The sequence below is a fragment of the Tatumella citrea genome (assembly GCF_002163585.1).
GTDB lineage: Bacteria > Pseudomonadota > Gammaproteobacteria > Enterobacterales > Enterobacteriaceae > Tatumella > Tatumella citrea.
The window spans coordinates 1,988,715-2,013,049 of sequence record NZ_CP015579.1 but is presented as its reverse complement, the minus strand read 5'-3'; the positions used below and the strand labels follow the sequence as shown (position 1 = coordinate 2,013,049).

The 24,335-nt window shown below is 50.3% G+C and carries 23 protein-coding genes; 9 read left to right on the top strand and 14 right to left on the bottom strand.

The features are described from left to right. Positions 1-52: 52 nt before the first annotated feature. The 3 genes from A7K98_RS09605 to A7K98_RS09595 are packed head-to-tail and all read right to left on the bottom strand — an operon-like array spanning position 53 to position 3,023. The gene (locus tag A7K98_RS09605; RefSeq protein ID WP_087488358.1) at positions 53-1,171 is read right to left on the bottom strand and encodes a thiolase family protein; all 1,119 of its coding nucleotides are present in this window, start codon (positions 1,169-1,171) and stop codon (positions 53-55) included. Continuing rightward, on the bottom strand, positions 1,168-2,325 hold the full coding sequence (locus tag A7K98_RS09600; RefSeq protein WP_087488357.1) for an AMP-binding protein: 1,158 nt from the start codon (positions 2,323-2,325) through the stop codon (positions 1,168-1,170). The genes A7K98_RS09605 and A7K98_RS09600 overlap by 4 nt, the downstream gene beginning before the upstream one ends. After that, the gene (locus A7K98_RS09595; protein WP_087488356.1) at positions 2,322-3,023 is read right to left on the bottom strand and encodes a nitroreductase; all 702 of its coding nucleotides are present in this window, start codon (positions 3,021-3,023) and stop codon (positions 2,322-2,324) included. The genes A7K98_RS09600 and A7K98_RS09595 overlap by 4 nt, the downstream gene beginning before the upstream one ends. A gap of 121 nt (positions 3,024-3,144) precedes the next feature. On the opposite strand from A7K98_RS09595, the gene A7K98_RS09590 reads away from it, so the two are divergent. From A7K98_RS09590 to A7K98_RS09575, 4 genes are all read left to right on the top strand, one after another. Further along, positions 3,145-4,032 carry an EamA family transporter gene (locus A7K98_RS09590; RefSeq protein WP_087488355.1) on the top strand — a complete coding sequence of 296 codons (888 nt, stop codon included), beginning with the start codon at positions 3,145-3,147 and terminating at the stop codon, positions 4,030-4,032. A 328-nt stretch (positions 4,033-4,360) separates the two neighbouring features. Further along, on the top strand, positions 4,361-5,110 hold the full coding sequence (locus tag A7K98_RS09585) for a gluconate 2-dehydrogenase subunit 3 family protein (RefSeq protein ID WP_087488354.1): 750 nt from the start codon (positions 4,361-4,363) through the stop codon (positions 5,108-5,110). Between the two features lie 4 nt (positions 5,111-5,114). Then, entirely contained in the window at positions 5,115-6,875 is a 1,761-nt protein-coding gene (locus A7K98_RS09580; protein WP_087488353.1) for a GMC family oxidoreductase, read from the top strand. Then, entirely contained in the window at positions 6,875-8,098 is a 1,224-nt protein-coding gene (locus tag A7K98_RS09575) for a c-type cytochrome (protein ID WP_087490443.1), read from the top strand. The genes A7K98_RS09580 and A7K98_RS09575 overlap by 1 nt, the downstream gene beginning before the upstream one ends. A 65-nt stretch (positions 8,099-8,163) precedes the next feature. Here the strand turns inward: A7K98_RS09575 and A7K98_RS09570 are convergent, their stop codons facing one another. From A7K98_RS09570 to A7K98_RS09550, 5 genes are all read right to left on the bottom strand, one after another. Next, positions 8,164-9,486 (bottom strand): IS4 family transposase, encoded by a 1,323-nt coding sequence (locus tag A7K98_RS09570; protein ID WP_087488352.1) that lies wholly within the window; start codon positions 9,484-9,486, stop codon positions 8,164-8,166. 117 nt (positions 9,487-9,603) lie between these two features. Beyond that, positions 9,604-11,235 carry a GMC family oxidoreductase gene (locus A7K98_RS09565; RefSeq protein ID WP_087488351.1) on the bottom strand — a complete coding sequence of 544 codons (1,632 nt, stop codon included), beginning with the start codon at positions 11,233-11,235 and terminating at the stop codon, positions 9,604-9,606. A 41-nt stretch (positions 11,236-11,276) separates the two neighbouring features. Further along, the gene (locus tag A7K98_RS09560; protein WP_232461614.1) at positions 11,277-12,764 is read right to left on the bottom strand and encodes a cytochrome c; all 1,488 of its coding nucleotides are present in this window, start codon (positions 12,762-12,764) and stop codon (positions 11,277-11,279) included. 106 nt (positions 12,765-12,870) lie between these two features. Further along, the gene (locus tag A7K98_RS09555) at positions 12,871-13,458 is read right to left on the bottom strand and encodes a sugar dehydrogenase complex small subunit (RefSeq protein WP_087488350.1); all 588 of its coding nucleotides are present in this window, start codon (positions 13,456-13,458) and stop codon (positions 12,871-12,873) included. 386 nt (positions 13,459-13,844) lie between these two features. Then, positions 13,845-14,726: a LysR substrate-binding domain-containing protein gene (locus tag A7K98_RS09550; RefSeq protein ID WP_087488349.1), complete on the bottom strand. Its 882-nt coding sequence runs from the start codon at positions 14,724-14,726 to the stop codon at positions 13,845-13,847. Positions 14,727-14,824: 98 nt separating this feature from the next. Here A7K98_RS09550 and A7K98_RS09545 point away from each other — a divergent pair, with 98 nt between their 5' ends. The 4 genes from A7K98_RS09545 (at position 14,825) to A7K98_RS09530 (ending at position 17,221) form a co-directional block, all read left to right on the top strand. After that, on the top strand, positions 14,825-15,133 hold the full coding sequence (locus A7K98_RS09545; RefSeq protein ID WP_087488348.1) for a carboxymuconolactone decarboxylase family protein: 309 nt from the start codon (positions 14,825-14,827) through the stop codon (positions 15,131-15,133). Beyond that, positions 15,133-15,522, top strand: a complete 390-nt coding sequence (locus A7K98_RS09540) for a tautomerase family protein (RefSeq protein ID WP_087488347.1) — start codon at positions 15,133-15,135, stop codon at positions 15,520-15,522. Before A7K98_RS09545 ends, A7K98_RS09540 begins: the two co-directional genes overlap by 1 nt. Then, positions 15,519-16,043, top strand: a complete 525-nt coding sequence (locus A7K98_RS09535) for a DUF4865 family protein (protein WP_087488346.1) — start codon at positions 15,519-15,521, stop codon at positions 16,041-16,043. Before A7K98_RS09540 ends, A7K98_RS09535 begins: the two co-directional genes overlap by 4 nt. Before the next feature lie 254 nt (positions 16,044-16,297). Further along, a complete protein-coding gene (locus tag A7K98_RS09530) occupies positions 16,298-17,221 on the top strand; it encodes a LysR family transcriptional regulator (protein ID WP_087488345.1) in 924 nt (307 codons plus the stop codon). A gap of 14 nt (positions 17,222-17,235) precedes the next feature. On the opposite strand, the gene A7K98_RS09525 is transcribed toward A7K98_RS09530, so the two are convergent. The 6 genes from A7K98_RS09525 to A7K98_RS09500 form a co-directional block, all read right to left on the bottom strand. After that, positions 17,236-17,631, bottom strand: a complete 396-nt coding sequence (locus tag A7K98_RS09525; protein WP_198361149.1) for a RidA family protein — start codon at positions 17,629-17,631, stop codon at positions 17,236-17,238. Positions 17,632-17,694: 63 nt separating this feature from the next. After that, positions 17,695-19,020, bottom strand: a complete 1,326-nt coding sequence (locus A7K98_RS09520; protein WP_087488344.1) for an MFS transporter — start codon at positions 19,018-19,020, stop codon at positions 17,695-17,697. A 42-nt stretch (positions 19,021-19,062) separates the two neighbouring features. After that, entirely contained in the window at positions 19,063-19,686 is a 624-nt protein-coding gene (locus A7K98_RS09515) for an RraA family protein (protein WP_232461613.1), read from the bottom strand. Positions 19,687-19,770: 84 nt separating this feature from the next. After that, on the bottom strand, positions 19,771-21,030 hold the full coding sequence (locus A7K98_RS09510; RefSeq protein ID WP_087488343.1) for a Zn-dependent hydrolase: 1,260 nt from the start codon (positions 21,028-21,030) through the stop codon (positions 19,771-19,773). A 61-nt stretch (positions 21,031-21,091) separates the two neighbouring features. After that, positions 21,092-22,021, bottom strand: coding sequence for a 2-hydroxyacid dehydrogenase (locus A7K98_RS09505; protein WP_087488342.1), 930 nt, complete (start codon positions 22,019-22,021; stop codon positions 21,092-21,094). Beyond that, entirely contained in the window at positions 22,018-22,773 is a 756-nt protein-coding gene (locus A7K98_RS09500) for a class II aldolase/adducin family protein (RefSeq protein ID WP_087488341.1), read from the bottom strand. The genes A7K98_RS09505 and A7K98_RS09500 overlap by 4 nt, the downstream gene beginning before the upstream one ends. A 733-nt stretch (positions 22,774-23,506) precedes the next feature. On the opposite strand from A7K98_RS09500, the gene A7K98_RS09495 reads away from it, so the two are divergent. After that, positions 23,507-24,316, top strand: a complete 810-nt coding sequence (locus A7K98_RS09495) for an IclR family transcriptional regulator (RefSeq protein ID WP_087488340.1) — start codon at positions 23,507-23,509, stop codon at positions 24,314-24,316. The last annotated feature ends 19 nt before the right edge of the window (positions 24,317-24,335 follow it).

Genomic DNA, 24,335 nt, shown 5'->3' with positions numbered 1-24,335 from the left:
TCACCGCAGAAATCGGCCACAGATAACAGGGTTAACCGGTAACAGCCACGGGTTAACCCTGTGTTCCCCACGGGGAAAGCAGCATTGCTGACCCCAGCCCTCCGGCCGCCGCGATAGCACATAACCCGGTTTGCCCGTTACGTTGTCTGAGTTCATGAAACATTCTGCACAACAGAACCGCACCTGAAGCACCAATCGGATGGCCTCTGGCCAGTGCCCCTCCTCCGACATTTACATTGTCCATCGCCAGGCCACTCTGCCGAATACAAACCATGGCCTGCGCTGCATAGGCTTCCATCATTTCAGTTAGACAGTGTTGTGGCTGATACTGAGGATTACGCTCAAACAACCGACGAATAGCTTCCACCGGCGCATAACCGGGTAACCGGGTATCTGCCCCCAGCGTCTGATATCCCGCGACTGTTAAAGCAAACCCACAGCCTAATCGGGCTGCAGTCTTATCCGAAACCACCACACAGAAAGCAGCACCATCGGCTTCAACGGCAGTGGACGCCAGACTGACCGTACCGGCTAATGCCGGAGTGCGTTGTGCCAGCCGCAGGCTGAGAGCCCGGGGGTAGACATCACCGGTCACCCCGGCCAGTGGCACAATCTCTGCAGTTAACCGGCTGGCCGCAGCTAACGCTTTATGATGACTGTCGATAGCAAACTGGTCCTGTTCCTGCCGCGTAAGATGAAAACGGTCGGCCAGTTCACCGGCAGCCATAGTCATGTCCGGATCCGCTTCGGGATCGGGTGTAAACGACGGGCGGGTATAAAACTCGGCAGGTCGCTGATCAGCAAATGTTTTGGCCCGCAGCGGGCGACGTGAATAACTCTCTGCGCCTCCGGCAATCACAATTTCTGCGGTCCCTGCATCGACCAGTGCCGCGGCAAGCGCTACCGCGTCCAGTCCGCCGGCACACTGGGTATCAATACTCAGCCCGGAAACATGGTCCAGCCCGGCAGCCAGCGCGGCGACCCGTGCCGGATTACCGCCCGCGCCCAGCGAATTTGCCATAACTAACTGCGACACTTCTGCAGCAGCAATGCCGGTCTGCGATAACAGAGCGCGGATCACCAGTTCTGCCAGCTGGTGGGGCAATAACTCGTTGAATGCTCCGCCGCGCGGAACCACCGCAGTCCGTAAGGCCGCAATGATGGCACTCATGGATTCAGTAACGCCGTTAAACGTTGCAGATCTGCTTTCCCGCCATTCAGTAACGGAAATTCAGCCAGAAAATGAAAATGTCGTGGCACCATCGCACTTCCCAGTTGTCGGGTGATATCACTGCGTAGCTGCTTTTCCAGCTGCGGGTCGCTTTCACCCTGGATAAATGCATGCAGCAGATGGCCACGCTGCGTATCAGGACAGGCAATCACCGCGACGGCACCCTGTTCCAGCCGCTGGCTGATCACGTTTTCGACTGCTTCAGGAAATACATTCTGGTCAGCGATAGTGACCATCCGGCTGCGGCGTCCGGCCAGCCACAGATATCCCTGCTCATCCAGCCAGCCCAGTTCTCCGACCGTCATAAAATCACCGTCGCTGCGGGTTTCACTGCTGCCACCTAACGCATAGCCACGGAACAGATAGGGACTGCTGACCCACACCTCACCAATCCCCTGACAGGCATGGCGGATCTCAATAGTTACCCCCGGATAAGCTTTACCGACAGACCCTTCCGGTGTCTGCTGGTCTGCCAGCGTGATAAAGCTGGTTTCAGAGGCACCGTAGAACTCATGGATAGCGGCGTCCGGAAAGCATTCCGCCGCCCGCTGACGGGTTTTGCTGTCCAGTTTGCCACCCCCACACAGAATCAGGCGCACCTTAGGCAAAATATCACCACTGCTGGTCAGCAGACGTAATTGTGTCGGAGTAATATAGAGAACGGTCACTCCGGCATCAGCCAGCAGCCGCACCTGATTACGCGGTCGCATACCCACCATCACTTCGACCGGCATCCCCAGGCCCAGCGATTCACAGACTCCGTACAACGACAAAGAGTGGTTAAGCCCGCCAAAAACCGCACTATGATCAGCTGCGGTCAGGCTAAAAAGTTGCCGGTTAATCTCAAAAGTGCGCTGCCAGGAGAGCCGGTGGCGGCGGATTACTTTCGGCAACCCACTGCTTCCACAGGTAGTACATTCTATGTATTGCTCATCTTCAGTCGTCTCAATCCACGGAGCCTGGTTAATGGCACGAAAGGTCGTACCCTGCTGCCAGGCTGCGAGCAAACGTCGCAGGGCATCGGGTTGTTCACCCTGACTGTCCGCCAGTAGCTGCCCGTGAAAACTGATAACGTTCAGGGGATTAATGTTCACTCTGCCTCCTGTGCGGAAAAACCATGCAGCGTGGTAAATTCCTCTAAACCCGCGCGACGGGTACGGAACTGATTCACTGGTGCATCAGTATCGGCTTTGCCCAGCGCAATTCCGCACACCACCAGCTGTTCATCGGGTAACTGCAGTAACTGATGAATATGTCGGCCGTAATTAGCTAATGCACCAATACCACAACAGCCATAGCCGAGGTGCCCGGCGGTCAGGAAGAAATTCATCAGCGCCATTCCAAGATCCATAAAGCAACCGGCTCCCATGTCGCGCTGAATAGTGACCACAATACCCACGGGCGCGTCAAAGAAACGGTAATTGGCGTCAAACTGACGACGCCGTCCGGCAATATCGCGTTTTTCGATACCAAGCGCCTGATAAAGCGCATAACCGGCATCACGCTGCCGTTGTTTCAGTACAGCAGACATGGGTTGTGGAAAGTAACTGTACAGTTCTTCTTCCGGGGGAGTTGTCTGTACGATGTGGGATAACTGCTCAGTCATTGCTGACAGAGGCTGCCCGGTATAGACGTGAAACGCGCCAGGTTGCAGGTTGGCACCACTGGGAGCACTGCGTGCAGCGTTCAGCATGATCTGCACATCAGACAGTTTCACAGGATCGGGTAAAAACGCGCGGCAGGAAGAGCGGTTAGCCAGAAATGCCGGCAGTGAAATATCTGAGTTTTGCATCAAGGGACAGCCTGAACCTGGAACATGAGAATAAGCAGCAAAGGATACCGGACACTTGCACAGGAGTGAAGAGTCTCATTATAATCGTAAACTAATTTCATGGTTATAGGTTTACAAGTCTGTGTGGTATCTTGCGATCGTTACCTTCCTCTGGGGATCCTCTTTCAGTCTGACCGGGCATTTTCTGGCGGGCCAGGTGGACAGTTACTTTGCCGTGTTCATCCGTACACTGGCAGGCACCCTGATTTTCCTGCCTTTTATGGTATGGCGCAATCTTCCTGCACGGCTGGTGGCAGGCCTGTGGGCAGCCGGTGCACTTCAGTTTGGCGTGACATATGCGTTGTCATACCAGAGTTATACCATGCTGACCGTACCGGAGATGCTGCTGTTTACCACCCAGACTCCGTTGTATATCAGCCTCATTAATAATGCTCTGGAAAGGCGCTTTAACCCGTGGACGCTGCTGGCAGCTATGTTTGCGGTTTCCGGTGGGATAGTGATTCACTACCATCCGCTCACCGGGCATTTCTGGAAAGGATTCTGGTTGTTGCAACTGGCGAATCTGACCTTCGCTGCCGGGCAGGTGCTGTGCCGTCGACTGCTGCTGAAATATAAGCCGGAAGTTGCCCTGCCAAGATTGTTTGGTCACTTCTTCCTTGGCGCTATCTGTATTACCGGACCGCTCTACTATCTGTTTGGTCAACAGGGCCATCTGCCACAAACTACCGCACAATGGTCAGTGCTTATTTATCTGAGTGTGGTGGCCACAGCACTAGGCAGTTACTGGCTGGCCAAAGGCAGTACGCTGGTTTCCGTGGCTACTTTGTCGGTGTTTAACGAGCTGCATGTGCCCGTCGGCCTGGTGATTAATATGCTGCTGTGGGGCAATGATGTTCCGCTGCTGCGACTGGCGGCTGGTTGTTGTTTAATTGCTATCGCGATCGGTATTAATTACCGACACCCTACCCGTCCCCGGGCATCAGCTCAGCCCCTTCCTCAGCCTGACTGACCAGAAAAGGCACAGTAACAGACGTTGCTGTGTCTTTCCTCTTATCCGGTTTCCAGCCTTTGCCCCTTCTCCGGTTCCTGAATTCTCTGTTCTCCCCGGATTAATCACCTTCATCAGAGTTGCACAGCGACCTGCTATTTATCCTGCAAAATTTTTCCGGCACGTCCCTGTCAACCTACCACGGGTTGTTTTTCTGCCTGTTATCGCACAATAAAATTACACAAAAACGTAAATATAAATTAACATTTATTGAAGATGGTTTACAAACCACAGTTTTTTTATTTCCGGATATCTCCGGAATTGTGCAATGTCGACACAGGAGTATCAAATGTCTGATCCTTCATCGAAAGGGATTAGCCGGCGACGGCTGCTCTCTGGCTCTGCCGCAGGTTTAACCGTTGCCGCGGTAAGCAGTGCTAATGCCACCACTATCACCGGCATCCCTCGCTGGATGCTGTTTGACCATAACAGCCCCATCACTCCCACCAGCCCCGGCCTTAAGTTCCTGACTCAGGAAGAAGCGACTGAAGTGGATGCTATCGTCAGTCAGTTGATCCCTGCGGATGAGTTGTCGGTGAGCGGTAAAGATGCCGGTTGTACGGTATTTATCGACCGGCAACTGGCTGGCAGCTATGGCGATGCCAGCCGCAACTATATGCGTGGCCCTTTCCGGGAAGGAACTCCGGCCCAGGGTGATCAGTCTCCGTTAGTACCCCGCGAGCGTTACCGTCTTGGACTGGCGGGCTTGAGTGACTATTGCCAGCAAAAATACCAGAAACTGTTCAGCCAACTGGACAGCGCAACCCGGGATGAAGTGTTGACCGGACTGGAACAGGGAAAAATCAATCTTACCGGCATCAGCGGCAAGATGTTTTTTGATCAGGTTCTAACCAACACCATGGAGGGCTTCTTCTCCGATCCGGTGTATGGCGGCAACCGCAATATGGTCAGCTGGAAAATGATTGGTTTCCCTGGCGCTCGTTATGACTATCGCGACTATCTGACCAAAACCGATCAGAAACTGGATTTAGTCCCGATTTCCATCATGGGCAGCACCGCCTGGAACGCGAAGGTATAAGACGATGACAAAAAAACTCCCTGCCACTGATGTGGTGATTGTTGGCCTCGGCTGGGCCGGTTCAATTTTAGCCAAAGAACTCTGCGATCAGGGTCTGAATGTGATTGGTCTGGAACGTGGCCCGTGGCGCGATACTGCCAAAGATTTTAACGTAGCCACCGCGCCGGATGAATTGCGTTACAACGCCCGCGAGGAACTGATGCTCCGGCCGGCACAGAACACCTGTACCATGCGTAATAACCCTTCAGAAACTGCACTGCCAATGCGGTTCTGGGGCTCTTTCCACCCGGGTAACGGTACCGGTGGCGCCGGTAACCACTGGGCGGGTATTACTTTCCGCTATCAGCCTGCCGATTTCCGGCTGGCGAGCCATCTGCGTGAGCGCTACGGCAAAGAAGTTGATCCGGCTCTGACCTTACAGGACTGGGGGATCACCTGGGAAGAGATGGAACCCTTTTATGACTCTTTTGAACGGGTTGCCGGAATTTCAGGGAAAGCCGGTAACATCAAAGGCAGTATTATCGAAGGCGGAAACCCGTTCGAAGGTCCGCGCGCCCGTGATTATCCAAATCCGCCAAATATTCAGACCATTGCGCAAACATTCTTTGCCAAAACTGCCACCGAAATGGGTTACAAACCTTTTAACGTTCCTTCTGCACTGGCCTCTCAGGGTTATACCAACCAGTATGGTGTGACGATGGGCCCTTGTACCTATTGTGGTTTCTGTACCAACTACGGCTGCGCCAACTATTCGAAAGCCAGTGCTATCGTTAACGTTTTACCGGCAGTAGTCAGCATGCCCAACTTTGAAGCACGCACCAACTGTGAAGTCATGGAAGTTCTGAAAGACAGCAGCGGCAAAAAGGCTACCGGAGTGGTGTATATCGACAGTAATGGCGAACGTTATGAACAGCCAGCGTCTATCGTGATTGTGGCCGCCTTTACTTTTGAAAACGTGCGTCTGATGCTGCTGTCGAATGTTGGTGTGCCTTATGACCCTGTCACCGGCAAAGGAACTACCGGCCGTAACTACTGTTACCAGACAGCGAATGGTGTCCGTCTGTTCTTCAAAGATCAAATCTTCAACCCGTTTATCGGCGGTGGCGCCATCGGGATGGGAATCGACGAATTCAACAACGACAACTTTGATCACTCCGGATTAGGGTTTGTTGGCGGTGGTTCTACCCGGGTGACACCTATCGGTGCTGCACCTATTGCTTCGCGTCCGGTGCCGCCGGGCACTCCGCGCTGGGGATCGGCCTGGAAGAAAGCAACCGTGGAACATTATCTGACCAATATGAGTATTGGTTGCGAGGCCAGCAGCTATCCGCAGCGCACCAACTATCTGTCGCTCGATCCAAACTATACCGACCCGCATGGCCGGCCGTTATTACGGATAACGTTTGATTTCCCGGACAATGATATGCGGATGGCACAGTATGTCACCAATAAAGTTGGTGAAATTGCCTTACGTATGAATCCGGTGCAAATCCAGAAACAACCACGTACTGCCCCGTGGGCCAACAACGACTACCAGTCATCTCACGTGGTTGGCGGCTTTGTGATGGGCGCTGACCCGTCTACCAGTGCGGTCAATAAGTTTTGCCAGGTCTGGGATATTCCAAATCTGTTCGTGGTGGGTGGTTCTGCGGTTCCAAATAACCCCGGGTATAACCCGACCGGTACTGTTGGCGCCCTTGCCTTCCGTACCGCTCACTATATCCGTACTCAGTACCTCAAACAGCCCGGGGAGATGATGGTATGATGAAAAAGTTAATGCTGACTGCCGGCAGTTTACTGTTGCTGACAGCCGGTTACGCACATGCTGACAGCGGTGGCGATTCCTGGGACCTGGTAAGTAAAGGCCGTTACATTGCGCAACTGGGTGACTGTACCGCCTGTCATACAGAGCCGGGACATCCTCTGTTTTCCGGCGGGGTCGCGATTGAGACACCTTTTGGAAAACTGGTAGGCGCGAATATTACCCCTGATCCGGAAACCGGCATTGGTAAATGGACCTTTGAAGACTTCCAGAACGCGATGCGTAAAGGCCACAGCCGTGACGGTCAGTTGCTTTACGGTGCCATGCCTTTCACGGCCTACACCAAAGTAACTACCGACGATAACCGGGCACTGTGGTCTTATCTGCAAACTGTTCAGCCGGTAAACCGGGTGGTTAACACCAACCAGTTGCCATTCCCGTTCAATATCCGTACTTCACTGCATGTCTGGGATATGCTGAATTTTACCGAAGGTGAATATAAGCCGGACCCTAAACAATCAGCCGAATGGAACCGGGGCGCTTATCTGGTTCAGGGTCTGGGGCATTGCAGTACCTGCCATACACCTAAAAATATGCTGGGTGGTGATAAAGACAGCAAGTTCCTGCAAGGCGGCTCACTGGGTGTCTGGTTTGCTCCGGATATTACCGCCAATACCCACAGCGGTATTGGTCAGTGGACCCAGCAGGAAATTGTCGAATACCTGAAAACCGGTGCTAATAAATACGATATCGCTTCAGGTCCGATGGCTGAAGCTGTAGAGCATTCGACTCAGTACTGGAAAGATGAAGACCTGAATGCGGCTGCGGTGTACCTGAAATCGCTGAAAAACGATAGTAGCCAACCACAACCTCTGGCGGCGGATAATGGCCAGATGGTGAATGGTAAAGCGATTTACGCGGACCGTTGCAGTGCCTGCCATGTGTCACAAGGTCAGGGAGTCTCACATCTGTTCCCGCAACTGGCTAATGCACCACTGGTTAATGCAGTCGACCCTGCATCACTGATTCATGTAGTGCTGGCGGGCAGTCGCGCCGGAGGGACCGCTGCGGCTCCAACGGCTCCTGCTATGCCTGCATTTGGCTGGAACATGACGGATCAGAACGTCGCCGATGTGCTGACCTATATTCGTAACAGTTGGGGGAATGCAGCACCGTCTGTCACCGCCAGCGATGTGAAGAATATGCGCAGTACTTTAGAGAAGTAATCAGCCATCACCTCTCCGGAGGTGTTTGGATGCCACAAAAAAGGCCCCGCAACGGGTAATGCCGGTCACTTAAGGTGACCGGCATTGTTTTTAAAGGGATATTTCGACCTTTTCTCCCTCACTTCTCTCACATATTCCCGTTCTCGTCGTGGTGGCAGTTTCAGCATCCCGGCATTACTGTAAAAGTGTTTAAGGTGACCCGGGATGGCTCCCGGTGAAGCCCACGGCAGACCGATCAGTAGCCGTAATATCTCTGATACTGCACCGCTGAAGCTCAACTGGTAAGGCAGGTAATTTCCTTTCAGGCTGAACGCCATTTTAATCATCTGGTAACGCACCAGGTTATACGTCAGCAGTATTCCCCATAACTCCTGCTTCACCAGATCGGGCAACCGGCTTCTCAGCGTCCAGCGGTTTCCCAGTAAAAACTGCTTTGCCTCACGATATCCCAGCTCGATTTCCCAGCGATGCTTATAAAGTTCTGCCACGTCAGTCGCCGGATAACGCATCGCATCTGTCATGGAAGTGACTACCTGCCGTTCCGTCCCGTTCACTTTCCGCCTGATTAGCCTCACTATGAGTTCTTCCGGCAGGCCTTTCCATTGCTTTCTGGCCTGAGGCGTGGTTTTCAGTCGTATCAGTTCGTCCTGCCTGCCGAGCTTTCGTACCACTTCATACTGAGTGTTCTTTTTCAGCGGCGTTAGCCAGTGGCGATTTTCACCTGCATTATGCCAGTCATGTAACAACCCTAAAGAGTAAAAGCCCTTATCAAACAGCGTAATACTGTTATCCGGTGCATTTTCTGCCAGCTGAGCGGCCAGCCGCATTTCGTTGATATCGTAGCGACCTGACACACTTGCACGCAGCAGATGGCTGCTGAGTTCCATCAGACACACCATACGAACCTGAGGATAACCGCGTTCACCATGCTGATTAGATGCTTTGCCGAAGGCCTCTGCATTTTCAGGAGTGTCCCGGGTATGCCAGACAACGCCATCAACAGCATTAAGCGTCAACCCGTGCCAGAGAGGATGTCTGGCTTCTTCGTGCCAGTGTTGTTGAGTGAGATCAAACAGGACCCGGATGGCATCTTCGCCCAGTGTTTTTCGGCGGGCAATCACAGAGCTGGGTGCGGTAAATGACCGTCCGGTCCGGTCAACAATATCCATCAAATTCACGATATGGCTCATGGGCTTATTGTTGAATATGGCCATACCGATAACCAGCCAGACCATCGACTCAAGGGGAAGTTTACGCTTACGCAGCGTGACGGTATCAGTGAGGGAAAACGCCTGTCGGATGAGGTCAGGAGAGAGCAGGTCAGAGAGGCTCTGTACTTCTTCGGGAGCAGTGAGATTAATAATGCCGAGAGCTTGCGAAAGTTCCATTTAAAAAGGGTCCATGTCTGCACATGAACCCTTTTTACACCAACCACCGGATCGGTCAAATGATCCTTAAACGATCGGCATTACCCGCAACGGGGCCTTTTGATTATTGATACTGAATTAACCGTGTTGCAGATCGCGTTTGATACTGTCAGTAGCGCGCAAAGATAACGCCACCATACTCAGGGTTGAGTTAACAGTCCCTGCGGCTGCCATCACACCACCGGAAGCGATATACAGGTTCTGATGATCGTGGGTTCGCATCCATTTATCGACCACTGAATCTTTCGGATCATGTCCCCCGATAGTCCCGCCCATAATGTGGTTGTTCGGGTTAAAATACGGAGTCATTTCGATTTCGGTCGCGCCAAACAGTTTGGCAATAGTCATCAGATGCTCACGGGATGAAACCGCGGCCTTACGCACATAATCACCCACATCATAGGTAACATGCGGGTATGGGATACCCAGTTTATCTTTATGCACGGTGCTGAGTGTCAGACGGTTGTCCGGATTGGCCAGAATATCGTGGTTAACATAGATATCCATTCCACAGGCGGCCCGGCGACGAATCTCCTCATCCAGTTTCTTACCTACCAGCCCCATTTGCAGCGCTTTCACCCCGGCTTTATGGTTCTGAGAAGTATTGTTCATCCCGATCTGAATTGCCGAATGCTCACGACGGAAATCACCATCACGATAGTTAGTGATTGAACTCATCTGTACCGAACCACCGCCGGTCCAGATAGGCTCTGCTGACTGGAAGCTCATCAGAATACCCGGGTGATCCATCATATTCCGCCCCACCATTCCTGAACTGTTCGCGATACCATTCGGGTTACGGTCATTAGCCGCCATTAGCAGCAGTTTCGGTGTTTCGATACCGTTACCTGCCAGCACAAAAGTCCGTGCTGTTACGCGGTGCGAGTTTTTGTCCGGATCGTAGTAGTACAACGCTGTAATGTTGTTGTTTTCGTCGGTATCAAACTTATAGACCACCGCATTTGGCAGAACCTTAGCACCTGCTTTTTCGGCTTTAATAATACTGTGAATACCATTGAACATGGCGCCGATTGGACAGATAGGCATACAGTTATTGTTACCGCAGCACTGCGGACGCCCGTCATATGGCCGGCTGTTACGTCCCTGGGGTACCGGGGTGTTTTCATAACCGGCAGTTGCCACGACTTCGGTAAACCGACGATCGGCCGGACCGTATGGCATTGGCTCCATCGGGAATGGCTTTTTACGTGGAGCAACGTACTTCAGTGATGTGTCGTTAGGGCCATTAACACCAATCAGCACCTCGGCACGATAGTAATAATCTTCCATTTCGTCATAAGTCACCACCCAGTCACGGCCCACACCATAAGTGGTCTGGAGCTGCATATCTGCAGGCAGGAAACGCCAGCAGGAAGCTGCCCAGTGCCAGGTTGTCCCGCCGACGCCTTTGATCATACCCTGACGAAATGCAGAAGCATCCGGACCGGAAACTTCCGGATAATTATTATATGGATAGAGCTGCGGATGAACTGCCCACGGTTCCGCCGGATATGGCGTTGCGTAATCAGATTCAGATTTATTCACTGGCGGCAGATTTCGCCAGTTCTCTACCACTTCCCCTCTTTCCCAGCGAGGGCCTGCATCCAGTACCAGTACGGATAAACCAGCTTCTGCCAGCTCTTTTGCCACGGTTCCACCACAAATACCGCCACCAACAACTACCACATCTGCGCTATATTGTTCAGACATAACCACCTCTAAAGACTACAAATTCAAAAATTCCTGCAATTTCAGCGACGTTTGCGCGAAATGCGGACAATAATCAGCACAATAATCAGTAACAGGATCACACCACCCACTGCCGATCCTGATGCAGCGTATTTGGCGAGGAACGGCTGTGGGCCGCCTTCACGTAGTGTTTTTACCTGATCAGCAGTCACCGACAGTTGTGGATTGCCGAATTGTTTGAAGATGTAATTACTAAGTTTTGCTACCTGCTCATCATTCAGCGATTGCACGTCTGATCCCGGACCAAAGGCTGGCATCAGTACCTGCTTGCCGTTCACTTCACGTTGCACACCAAACAGAATCGCGGAGACCAGATTGTTCGGGGTATTTCCGCCGGTGGCAGTGTTGTGGAACAGTGATGGATAGAAATTATCCGTAGTACCCGCTCCGGAAGACTGATGGCAGCTGGCACAGGTTGTGTCGTAAAGGGCTTTACCGGTAATGTCGTCCGGCAGTACAGATCCCATAGGCTGAGTACCACGAACCTCAGAATCTGAACTGTTACCAGCGGAACTGCCGAAATCACCGGTAGCTTTCGCCTGGTCTGGTTCACTGACCGGTGGCAGACTTTGCAAATACGTCACAATGGCCCCGATATCATCATCACTCAGATATTGCAGGCTATTGGTGACAGCTTCCGCCATCGGTCCGGCAGCCTGAGCTTTACCGGCAACATGACCTGTTTTCAGATAGGTGATGAGCTGATCACGTTGCCAGCTGCCCAGACCGCTCTGCTGGTCAGAAGTCAGATTTGGTGCAAACCAGCTTCCCAGGGCTGCACCGCTATACTGTGCCGACCCGGTTTCGCTGCCCATCAATGTATTACGTGGGGTGTGACACTCTCCACAGTGTTCAAGGTTCGCGACCAGATACTTACCACGGTTCCATTGCGGGCTTTGGGAGGGGTCGTCACGGAAAGGTTTTTGTTTCAGGAACAGTAAATTCCAGCCCCACATAGCTTCGCGGATATTAAACGGAAAGCTGAGTTCTGTCGGACGATTAGCCTGTTCTACCGGTTGTACGCCGTGAGTGAAATAGTAATACAACGCATGAATATCCTGATCGGTCAGACCCGAATAGGAAGTGTATGGCATGGCCGGATACAGGTGGCTCCCGTCACCGCGAATACCATGGCGAACTGCCTGTTCAAACTGAGCTTCGCTGTAGGAACCGATACCATACTGCCGTGAAGGAGTGATGTTGGTGGAATAAATCACCCCCATTGGAGAGTGAATGGCGTAACCACCGGCGAAAGTCTTTTTGGTTTGAGGATCGGTATGACAGGCGGCACAGTCAGCAGCAATGGCCAGATAATGCCCCTGTTTCAACAATGCATCAGCACTGTTATCCACAGAAGGCTGACTGACCGGCACCTGCTCAGCTGCCATCACAGGAACCGCGCTTAATGCACTCAGTCCCAGACAAAGACTCAGTAGCTTTCGGCGGAAACCTGCGGCTTTATGCGCGTTTAGCTTGTGTTGTTGTTTCACATTAACTCCGGAAAATTCTGCTATCCCGAACTGTTACCGGTAACAATAGCAGACAAAAAAAATGCCATAGAATGAGGTAAATACTGTTTAACCTGCTGTTTTCTGTTCAGAAGTTCAGAAGTCGATCGACCGGTGGTGGATCTGCAGTCCAGTAGTCCGGTCCGTTATGCGCATAGGTAGGGATGACCATGCCATCACGCGGTACCTGGTACATCAGGGCATTCTGATAGGCATAGACTTTGGCATGGTGACTGTCATCAATGACTCCGAGATACCAGCCTTTAATCACCGACATCATCAGGGCATGCAGCGGCTGTCCTGACAACTGGCTGTCAAGGGCCTCTACATCTGCCGGTTGTTTATCGGCAATCCACTGATTCAAGGCTGACAGCTGGGTAATGAACTGTGGGTCCTTCTCGCTGAATGCCACGTACAGACGTTGACCCAGGGTAAGATCGAGGTTCTGATGGCCGGTAAGAAGACGGGAGGTTTTCATAAACTGATTCAGGGTCTGAGTATCAGGCCCGGCAGAAGTGGTTGCTGCATTGGCACCATTACTGAGTGTGCTGCCAGCTATTGCGGAGCCAATGGCGAAGGAAGCCACCAACCCGCCCGTCTGTCCGAACAGCTTTCGGCGACGCAACCCCTCTTCACTCAGCTCAGGCTGTGTTTCAGGTGCATTATGGTTATTCATAAATTTCCTTGATGCTTAGTATTATTTTCTGCCCGCGACGACAGTACTCACGCGGTTTTATACTAACGTTCAATGGCACCTGAAATCTCAAAAAGTAACTTAAAATTTACAAATGCATAGAAATAATTACACTTTAAAGTTAAAAACCATCAATGCTTGTGAAAATAAAGTTACAAATAACAGTCTTAAGAGATAACAGCTTATAAACCTAAGTTGTTCACCATAAAATATCCGGCACTTATTCCCTGCATTTCTATTGTAAAGAGTCGCCTTCCGGCCCGACGCTGGGTCGTTGTACCGCTACGGCTGTCTGAAAAAGGAATATTACCCCTTGCAATTATACAGACCGGTTAATCATTTTCGCTGCACATCCCTGACACCCACTCCTAATGAATCCCTGAAAGTGAACTCACTATCAGATTGCTCAGCAAATCGCTGGCCGCCTGATTTTCCTGAGCATGCATACTCCGTTGCAGACTGATCCCCAATTTTCCGGGGGACGGCAGGTGCGGATGTCCAAACTGCAATGATTCAGGCATTCCCAGGCGACTACGGACGGTGATTCCCAGACCGGCCTGAACGGCAGCGCGGATCCCCTGCAGGCTGTGGCTGACAAACATCACCCGCCAGGGGATCCCGGCTTTATCAAGACAATCGATGGCATGACGGCGCATGACACACGGGCTTTCAAACATTACCAGCGGCAGTGGCTCACCCCGTTGCAGATAATGTTGCGGATCAAAATCAGGGTGATAGATCCATTCCAGCTGGCACTCCGTCAGCCATTGGTCGGTCGGCGCCCTCTCCGACTGCCAGAGCAATGCCAAATCCAGGTCATTTTCCTGCAGTCCACGATTCAGAGCCTGCTGGCGATCGACTCTGGCAAAAATTCGCAGATCCGGGTGATGTCTTTTAAACTGCCCAAGTATTCCGGGCATCAGTGATTCCCCGAAATCCTCCTGTAATCCGATACGAATCTCTCCACTCAGTAGCTCACCTTTTATTGCACGCAACGCTTCATCATTGATGGCCAGCAGCCTTCTCGCATAACTCATCAACAGCTCTCCCCGGGGAGTGAGTTGCAGGTGTCTTCCCTGTTTCACCACCAACGGGGTCCCACACTGTGATTCGAGTTTTTTTAACTGAGCACTGACAGCTGAGGTTGACCGGCACAGTAGCACCGCCGCCTGAGCAAAACTGCCACATTCAATACCGGTGACAAAGCTGCGCAACGCATCGCTGTCCAGCGCAGGAATAATTTTATCCATTAATAATCCTGATAATCGGGATGGTTAATTCCAAATGATTTGATTTTCAGGATAAAGCAGGCCGCAGATAATAGCGAGCAACTTCACAGGAGAATCAGATGAGTAGCCACAGCATACCCGATTCATTACGTCGCCTTGCCCCGGAGCTGGCAGAAATCAGCGAGCAGTTACTGTTCGGTAATATCTGGCAACGACCCGGCCTTTCAGCCCGTGACCGGAGCCTGATAACGGTCGCGACACTGGCTGCGATGGGACGTTTACCACAGCTACGCTGGCACATTGGCTTTGCACAACAAAATGGTGTTACCCGGGATGAACTGAGTGAGCTGTTCACTCATCTGGCCTTCTATGCCGGGTGGCCGGCTGCCGCATCCGGCCTCGATTGTATGGAAGGAGAACCAGACTGATGCCTGTTACCCGAATAAGTACCCGACATTGTTACAGCCGTGAACAGTTACAGACTATCAGTGATGTACTTCATCGTTGTCTGGTTGCTGAATTTGAGGTACCGCCAGATGACCGGTTTCAGATAATCAACCAGCTGACTGCGACTGAGTTCAGTTTTGACACGGGTTACCTGAGCGACGGCCGGAGTGAGCAATGTATTTTATTTGAAATTACCGCAGGCCGCCCTCGCAGCCGGGTACAGAAGCAGCAATTTTACCGGATGCTGACCAGGGAACTTCAACAGTCCGTCGGTATTCGCCCTGATGATGTAATGATCATCATCACTTTTAACAGCAGTGATGACTGGAGTTTCAGCCGGGGCGTCATGCTAAGCGAGGTTAAGATATGATTATTATGCAATACCGCTTCGAACTGGCGGACGATTACGATATGGCGTTGATAGAACAACGCATTGCCGATAAAGGCCCCTTATTTGAAAATCATCCCGGTTTAGTGTTTAAAAGCTGGTTGTACAGCCGTCGCGACCAACCATTGCAACCGGAAACCCGCAACTGCTACGCACCTCTCTATGTCTGGGAAAGCAGTGAGGCGATGGATACATTTTTATCCGGCCCGTTGTTTGCCGGTGCAGTCAATAGCTTCGGTCAGCCTGATATCCGCCGCTGGATGGCCCTGCGCACACCGGATATTTCGCAGCTCAGTTCAGCAAAACATCTGTCAATCACCAGTCAGATCCTCAGCCCGGAAGCTGATCCCTCAGGCCTGCCGCTCAGCGGACAGCTTGCCGGATGGGATGTCAGCCGCCGGGAATTACTGGATGTAACGTTATCAGACTCCCCTCAGCCACAAGCTGACAACTTGCGAATTGGTTACATTTCACATGGCGCAGTCAATTCAGGTCATAATTGAACCAGAGATTGTTCAATAAACCACCCACAGCGCCGAATAAATGACCAGGGATAAGTAAAATACGAGATACTGTATATATATACAGTATCTCGTATTCCTGTAGCTATAGCGCACTGAAAAATTAATTCAGGTCGTGGCTAACCGGGGGATAGGCAAAATGTATTACTGCTTTGGTGAGATTCAACATTACTATTACTTATCGTATTTTCTGCTCTGCAGCGACTGTAGCTGCTTTAAATCTGTGAATTATTGTTATGTCCCGCACCCATGACCGTCTGGACTGGAATCTGTTACGTACTTTTCTCGCTATTGTGCAGGAAAAAAGCATCAGCAAAGCAGCAATCCGCCTGCATCTGACGCAACCAGCAGTCAGCTTGGCGCTAAAGCGGCTGGAAGAGCAACTGGACGAAGCACTGATCCTGCGTAATGGCTCCTCATTTAGCCTGACTGCCGCCGGCGAACTGGTCTATAAAGAAGCGCTAACCATTTATGGTACCCTGGCCCGTCTGTCCGTTGCTGTACAGGACACTCCGAAGGATCTCACCGGAACTGTCCGACTTTGTTCTGTTTCTGCCGTACAAAGTACGATTCTGGACGATGCAATGGCTGAATTTCACCAGCAGCACCCGCGGGTAACTTTTGATATTTCTAGCGGTTCCAGTTCAGATGTCCAGCATGCTTTGCTCCATTACCAGGCAGCTCTGGGGATCGCACTAAAGCACCGCTATATCCCGGGTATTGCAGATATGCCGCTGCTTGCCCAGAACTACTATCTCTATTGCGGTAAATCCCACCGCTTGTCCGGTTTGCGTCAGATAACCACCGATGATCTAACTCATGAACACTTTGTTTCGTTTTCCGGAGATCAGCCGGACGGTGTTCTGGCCCCTCTGACCAGCTTTCGGATACGCTACAATTTGCAGGGTACTACTCGTGGTGTCAGTCCTGATATTCATGAGGTGATCAGAATGATTCGGTGCGGCCTGGGTATCGGAGCACTCCCTGAACATGTGGTAAAACATGAAGAAACACAAGGTCAACTCTGGCGTCTGCCCCCGTATGAAGGAGTAGCAAAAGTTACCCTGTATCTGATGTGGAATGAGGTGTTAAAAATGAATAAAGCAGAGCATGCTTTTCTCTGCTTTCTCCGGGAAAAAATCACTTCAGCTTCCGGTTAACTGTTCAACCGGAATTACTCTGACTGCTGATCTGGACTGATACACTCCGCAATGCAGTCAATCTCCATAGAGACTCCCCACAAACTGACACATACTGTAGTTCTGGCCGGGAGAGTATCACCCATAAATTCCCGGTAGACACGATTATAAGTTTCAAGCTGGTCAGGATCTGTCAGATAACCATTCATCTTAACCACGTGTTGTAAATCTGAACCGGCAGCCAGTAATGTCTGCCGGAGGTTATTCATAATTTGCCGTACCTGTTGTTCAAAATCTGGTGGTGACTGATTATCCAGTGGAGATACCGGAATCTGGCCCGCCGTAAACACAAAACCTCCACTGACGACAGCCTGAGAATATGGACCGGCCACTGCGGGAGTACCGGGAATTGACTGAAAACGCTTTATCATAGTGATTCTCTGTGAAAAGCCCGGCTGCAAATAACAGTCGGGCCCGGGTTATCAGGAATAAAATTAACGGTGAGCAGAGGAATTAAGCTGGCGACGAAAAGTTTCACTTAGCAGTAATAAAGCCAGCAGTGAAATCAGTGCCGAACCTATCATGTACCAGGCAACCGATGATCCCTTTCCGGTCCACGAAAGAAGTGCTGTAGTCACCACCGGTGTGGTGGCGCTGCCAAGTAGCCCGGAAAGCATATAGGCTACGGAAAGCCCGGAGTAACGAACTCTGGTGCCAAACAGTTCGGCCAGAAAGGTGGCAATCGGACCGTAATTTGCAGCAAAAGCGGTCATCAGCAATCCATAGCCTATATACACCAGCCAGAGTTCGCGGGTATCCATCAGCCAGAACATTGGGAACGCGACAACCGCTTCTGCAATAATTCCGCCGATGATTACCGGTTTTCGACCGATACGATCAGAAAGTGCGCCAAACAGTGGCAGCAGCAGAATACAGAGTGCGCAGGAGGCTAAAACCACCGAAAGCATTTCACTGCGAGTAAAATCCAGGGTGCGGGTACCATAAGTCAGGCCAAACGCTACAATAATATTGAACGATGACCCGGTCGACATGGTAGCAATTCCCCCCAGCAGCACTTCTTTCCAGTACTTACGAATCAAGGTAACTAACGGGATTTTGACTTCGGGTTCGGTCCTGCGGGTCTGTTCGAACACAGGTGTTTCATGAATACTGAGGCGTATATAGATTCCAATGATAATCAGCAATGAGCTCGCGAGAAACGGAATTCGCCAGCCCCAGCTTTGCAAGGTGTCTCCGGTAAAACCGGCAGACATCGCGAGGAACGCCAGATTAGCAATCAGCGTGCCGACCGGTACGCCAATCTGCACCCAGGAACCATACAGCCCTCGTTTTTTTTCAGGGGCATGTTCTATTGCCATCAGCACTGCGCCGCCCCATTCTCCCCCCAGTGCCAGTCCCTGAATCAGGCGCAGCGTCAGCAGCAGAACCGGGGCCCAAATCCCTAAACTCTCATAACCAGGTAACAGACCAATCGCGAAGGTGGATAATCCCATCGCCAGAAGTGAAATCAGTAGCATCGATTTCCGGCCAAGTTTATCCCCAAAATGGCCGAACAGTGCAGCCCCTACTATTCGGGCTCCGTAGGCAGAAGCAAAAGTTGCAAACGCGAGTAATGTCCCGATTAACGGCGTAAATGTCGGAAAAAACACTTTATTAAAAACTAACGCCGATGCTGTGGCGAATATAAACAGATCATACCATTCAATGGTCGTTCCGATAACACTGGCTAAAGCCACCTTTCGCATATTTACTTTTTTTTCAGGCAATGAAAATGCCTCAAATTCAACAGAACTTGTCATAATACTCTCCGGTTAAATAAGTCAGATAAAGCAGGAGTTAATTTATTGATAAATTTTACTTAGCCGCTCTCCTTTATTTATCCTTTCAATCAAAGAGGGCTCACGACGTTGTATTTCAGTAACTTCATCTAAATTTCCGATAAATATATCCGGAGCAAGACAGAGCACTCCGTTTTCGTCGGCCAGAATCCAGTCACCCGGAGTAACCACGATACCTCCACAGACCACTGGCTGATTAATTGTCCCTTCTTTTTGACGACGTTTAGTCGTCAGCGGCGATCGTCCTTTACACCATACCGGTAATCCAATGTTGGTCAGTGCATGCAGGTCAGTCACAAAGCCATCAATAATCACTCCTGCTATGCCGGAACATTTCGCTGCGGTGGCCATCACTTCCCCCCAGCAGGCATGGCGGTCACTGTCAGGACAGGTAATCACCAGTACATCTCCGGGCTTTACTTCATCCAGTGCGGCAGGAAGGATATAACCATTATCGTCCGGCAATGAGACAGTGACTACCGGACCAAAACACCTGGACTGCGGAAATAATGACTGTATTTCCGGGGCCATAAACCCCTCATCCAGAATATGGCCAAAAGTTGCCGTCTCAATGGCATTCATCTGTGGAATTAACTGCCGAATGTCTGTTTCTTTTTTATAGTTCACTCTGTCACCCACGTTCACCCCTCAGCATTAATAAATTCAGGCTGAAAAATTAAATATTAATAGTCATGAAAATAACTTTAACAATTACCGGTTAGCTCGTTGCCAGACTGAATTAAGTAATACATCCAACCCATATGCTGCGTCTTCAGGCGTAATACTTTCGGCTTCGTTATGGCTAATTCCACCAGCGCAGGGAATAAATATCATCGCAGTAGGACAGTGCCCTGCAATATTAATCGCATCATGCCCTGCACCACTGATCATTTTACGACCGGGATACCCCAGTTGCAGGGTCATTTTTTCCACCAGCGAGACGCACTGATCATCAAACGGTACTGCCGGGCTAACCCAATGCTCGCTGATATTTATTCCGACATGGCGCTGACTGGCGACCTGTTGCATAACCTCCCTGCATTGCCTGTCAAATGTTTGCAGCGTCGCATCATCCGGATGACGAATATCCAGGGTAAATCGAATATTACCTGCGATTGTATTTCGTGACGCAGACGAGATATCGAGTTCACCGATAGTCATCAGCCCTTGTGGTGCAAACAGAGCAGCCTGGCTTTCCAGTGCAGAAATTATCTCGCTGGTAGCGAACATCGCATCGCGGCGGTTTTTCATGGGGGTCGTCCCGGCATGTGCTGCCTGGCCACAGACCGTAATATCCAGCCAGCGAATAGCCTGCCCACCAGTCACAATTCCAATGCTCAGAGACTCATCTTCCAGTACCGGACCTTGCTCTATATGCGCTTCAAAATAGGCATCGAATGGCCGACCAGCCGGTGCCTCTCCACGCCAACCTTGTTGTAGCAGTGCGTCGGCCAGTACGATATTGCTACTGTCACATCGGGATAAAGCATCGTCTAAAGACATCTTGCCTGTGAATACTGCTGAGCCCATCATCGCCGGAGTGAATCTGGCACCTTCTTCGTTGGTCCAGACAATAATTTCGATAGTACGTCGTGGAGTCAGCTGCAACTGGTGCAAAGTAGTCACCACTTCCAGTGCTGCCAGAACTCCATAAACTCCGTCAAAACGTCCACCCTTAGGCTGAGTATCAAGATGACTCCCCATTGTGACCGGCAATAATTCCGGATCCTGCCCCTGAAAACGACAGAACAGATTACCAATCGCATCTGAGGTTACACTCATGCCAAGCGCCTGGCAGGCAGTAATAAACTGATGGCGACCGGCACTGTCTTCTGAAGAGAGCGCCAGCCTGGAACTTCCTCCACCCGATGTAGCGCCAATGCGTGCCATCGACATCAGGCTATCCCATAGTCTCTGCCCGTTGCCGTGTAATAAAGAAGGGTATGGTGAAACAGCAGATTCAATTGTCATTTTTAACTCCGGTGGTCCGTCAGTCGTAATTCAACTGACAAAAATCGTTGATCATGGCCGGTTAATAGCCGGATATTGGGTTGATGGTATTTTGAGGAGAACTCCCTGAGTTAAACCGGTCGACATTTTCCCCAATTTGCCGGGCAATCGTACGAAACGATGCGGCCGATGCCATATGCGGGGTCACAATAATTCCGGGGGTTGTCCATAACGGATCTTCTGCAGGCAGTGGTTCATGTGGAAATACATCAAGAACTGCCCCCTGTAACCAGCCAGATTCTGTCGCATAAATAATATCCTGAGCCACCATATGTCCCCCCCGCCCGCAATTGATTAATGCTGCAGACTGAGGTAATTGACTAAGAGTCGCAGCACACAGAATGCCTTGTGTTTCAGGGGTTAATGGCAGCAGGTTAATCAGAATGTTGCTCTCATTCAGAAACTGCTCCCGCTCAGAATCACCACTAAAACAGCGTATTTCGGGGAGATTTTTCCGGCTGCGGGACCAGCCATTCACCCGGTAACCCAGTTGCGCCAGTTTCTCGCCAACATAACGGCCGATCTCACCTAATCCCATAATTCCAATGCAAATTTCTGAGGCAAGCCGTTGAGGATATCTCTGCCAGTGCCGGTGCTGGTTATTTTTCAGTACCTTGTTTAAATCACGATGAAAATAAAGTACGGCCCACAGGATATATTCAAACATCCCCTGCTTTTGATTTTCATCCACCACCCGACATATAACTTTGCCAGACTGAAGAAGTTCCGCTCCTAAATGGTCAACACCCGCCGCCACGGAGTGAATTAATTTCAGCTGCGGATAACGATTAAGAGTGCCGCTTTCCGGAAACCAACATGCAGCAATCTCAGCCCCTGAAGCCGCAGGATCATCGGCAAATAACGGTGTGATATCCGGACGCTGCAAACTAAATGCCTGGCGTAACTCACGGGAAAATTGTTCTGATGAGCTCAGAATGACGACGTCAGTCATAAACAGTAGGCACTCCGCTGATCTTCAATCAGGCTCAGTGCCGCATTCCAGCCATCATTAATGATGACCTCAATACCCTCTCGTTTAAACTGGCGGGCGGTATGGCGGCAGACCTCTTCCGAAGGAAAATTCAAAGGTTGCCCACCTGACAGGGCTTTTACCTGCGCCTGACAGGCTCTCTCCAGAAAATAAATTTCGTGGAATGCGCTGGCAATCGTATGACCTGCACCAATCAGGCCATGATTTCGTAAAATCATTGCATTGTGGACGGATAAATCATGCACCAGCCGAAGCTGTTCTTCCCTGGATAACGCAATACCTTCATAAGTGTGATAGCCAAGGTTATCGAAAAACTTTAACGCATGTTGCGTCAGCGGTAATAACCCTGCCTGTTGAGCAGCTACCGCCATACCATCAGCTGTATGAGTATGAATAATACAGTTCAGATCATGCCGGTGCTGATGAATCGCAGAATGAATAATAAATCCTGCGACGTTCACCTTTTTATCCTGTTCGTAAGCCTCGACAATCCCTCCGTCACAATTTATTTTCACCAAATCCGAGGCGGTCATTTTCTCAAATAAAACACCATATTTATTAATCAGGAAATAGTTTTCCTCGCCAGGAATACGCAGTGAAATATGGGTGTCGATCATGTCTGTCATTTTAAAATGAGCAACAATACGATACAGAGCAGCAAGTTCACACCGTAACTCCCACTCCTGTAAGCTAACTTTGTTTTTTATCGACATATTATTCCTTACTAACATTCATTTAATTCGCAGTAGAAAACATCCGAAAAACACATGCTGTTAGTTATGAAGATAATTATGTCACTTAGCAAAACAAGATTATTAATAGCACATATAAATGATATTTATACAGAAAATCAGCGACAGAATTCACTTTATTGGTGCAACAGAACGGACAGCTAAAAGGTTATAATCTGTAGCCAACATAGTATTTGTATGAAGAAATGGCACTGCATTTTTGAAACATGCTTTCTGTCTGCACCAGGGAAATTATTTTATTGCACCAATTCAGGGATTAAAATATTTGTGAATGACAAGTGAGCAACAACCAATAAATGAGAGCTGATAACCGGATCGTAAAGTGCAGATTGTGTTAACTACACAATCAGACCAATAACTGACTCAGTAGCCCCGGTGATCCTCCAAAATCCCTCTGCCAGATTTAGAAAATCACCTGTTGATTATTGCCCTATCCACCGATTTAACACTGCTCGCAATCATTTATCTGACGGCGGTGAGTTTGTCGGTTGGGATTTTCCTCTGCCAGAGTATAAGCAGAGAAGACTGTTCAGACTGTCCGGACACGCTCAGCGCCTGGTCGCTTAAAAAAACATCAGGCATTGGCTTTAAAATAGTTTCGCACTCAGCAGGTTATGTTAGCATGCGTTATATAATTACTTTCACAATGCTCTCTCCTGTGATGGCGGCAGTCTGAGAGGTAGGTTATGTATGTATGACTGATTTTACTGACAAGAAAGAAGCTAATTCCCGTTCACCGGCGATTACCCGGGCAGTGAAAATCCTCGATTTACTTGCTGCATCTAAAACAGGGTGTTTGACGCAGACCGAAATATCAGTTGCGCTTGATCTGGCGAAATCATCGACAGCACATCTGTTAAGTAGTCTTGAAGATGCTGACCTGGTTCATCGTACAGCTGAAGGTTATATGTTGGGACGGAAACTTGTCGGTCTGGCAAGTGCCTATCTTAACCGACTGGATACCGTTCAGGAGTTTTATCGCTTCTGTAAAGCCTCTCCGGTGCTGAGTACCGAAACAGTCAGAATAGCGTTACTCGATAAAACAGATGTTATTTATCTGGCCCGTTTTGAGGGTCATGCTGCAAACCACCTGACACCGAGTATTGGCGACCGTATGCCAGCATCGCTTTGTGCTGTAGGTAAAGCAATGCTGGCAAAACTGGACACTGAAGACGTTGACTTGTTATATGCCAGTTTCACAGAATTACCGGTGCTTACTGAGTTTTCTCTGCGCACGGTAACAGAGTTAAAACAAGAACTTATTGATATCAGGCAACAAGGATTTGCCCTGGAAAATCAGGAAAGCGCTCTGGGTGTGGTCTGCCTGGGTATTGCTGTTCCGTCCCGTGGAATCAACGGCCCTAAACTGGGAGTTTCGGTCAGCTCAGTCACCGTGACTTTTGATGAAAAACGAAAACAAAGTCTTTTATCTGAACTGGATACGCTCGCCGCATTACTGGGGAATCCTCTGCATACCAGAATTGATATACAGAAAGATAGTTGAGCCCCTGTCCTGTGACAGA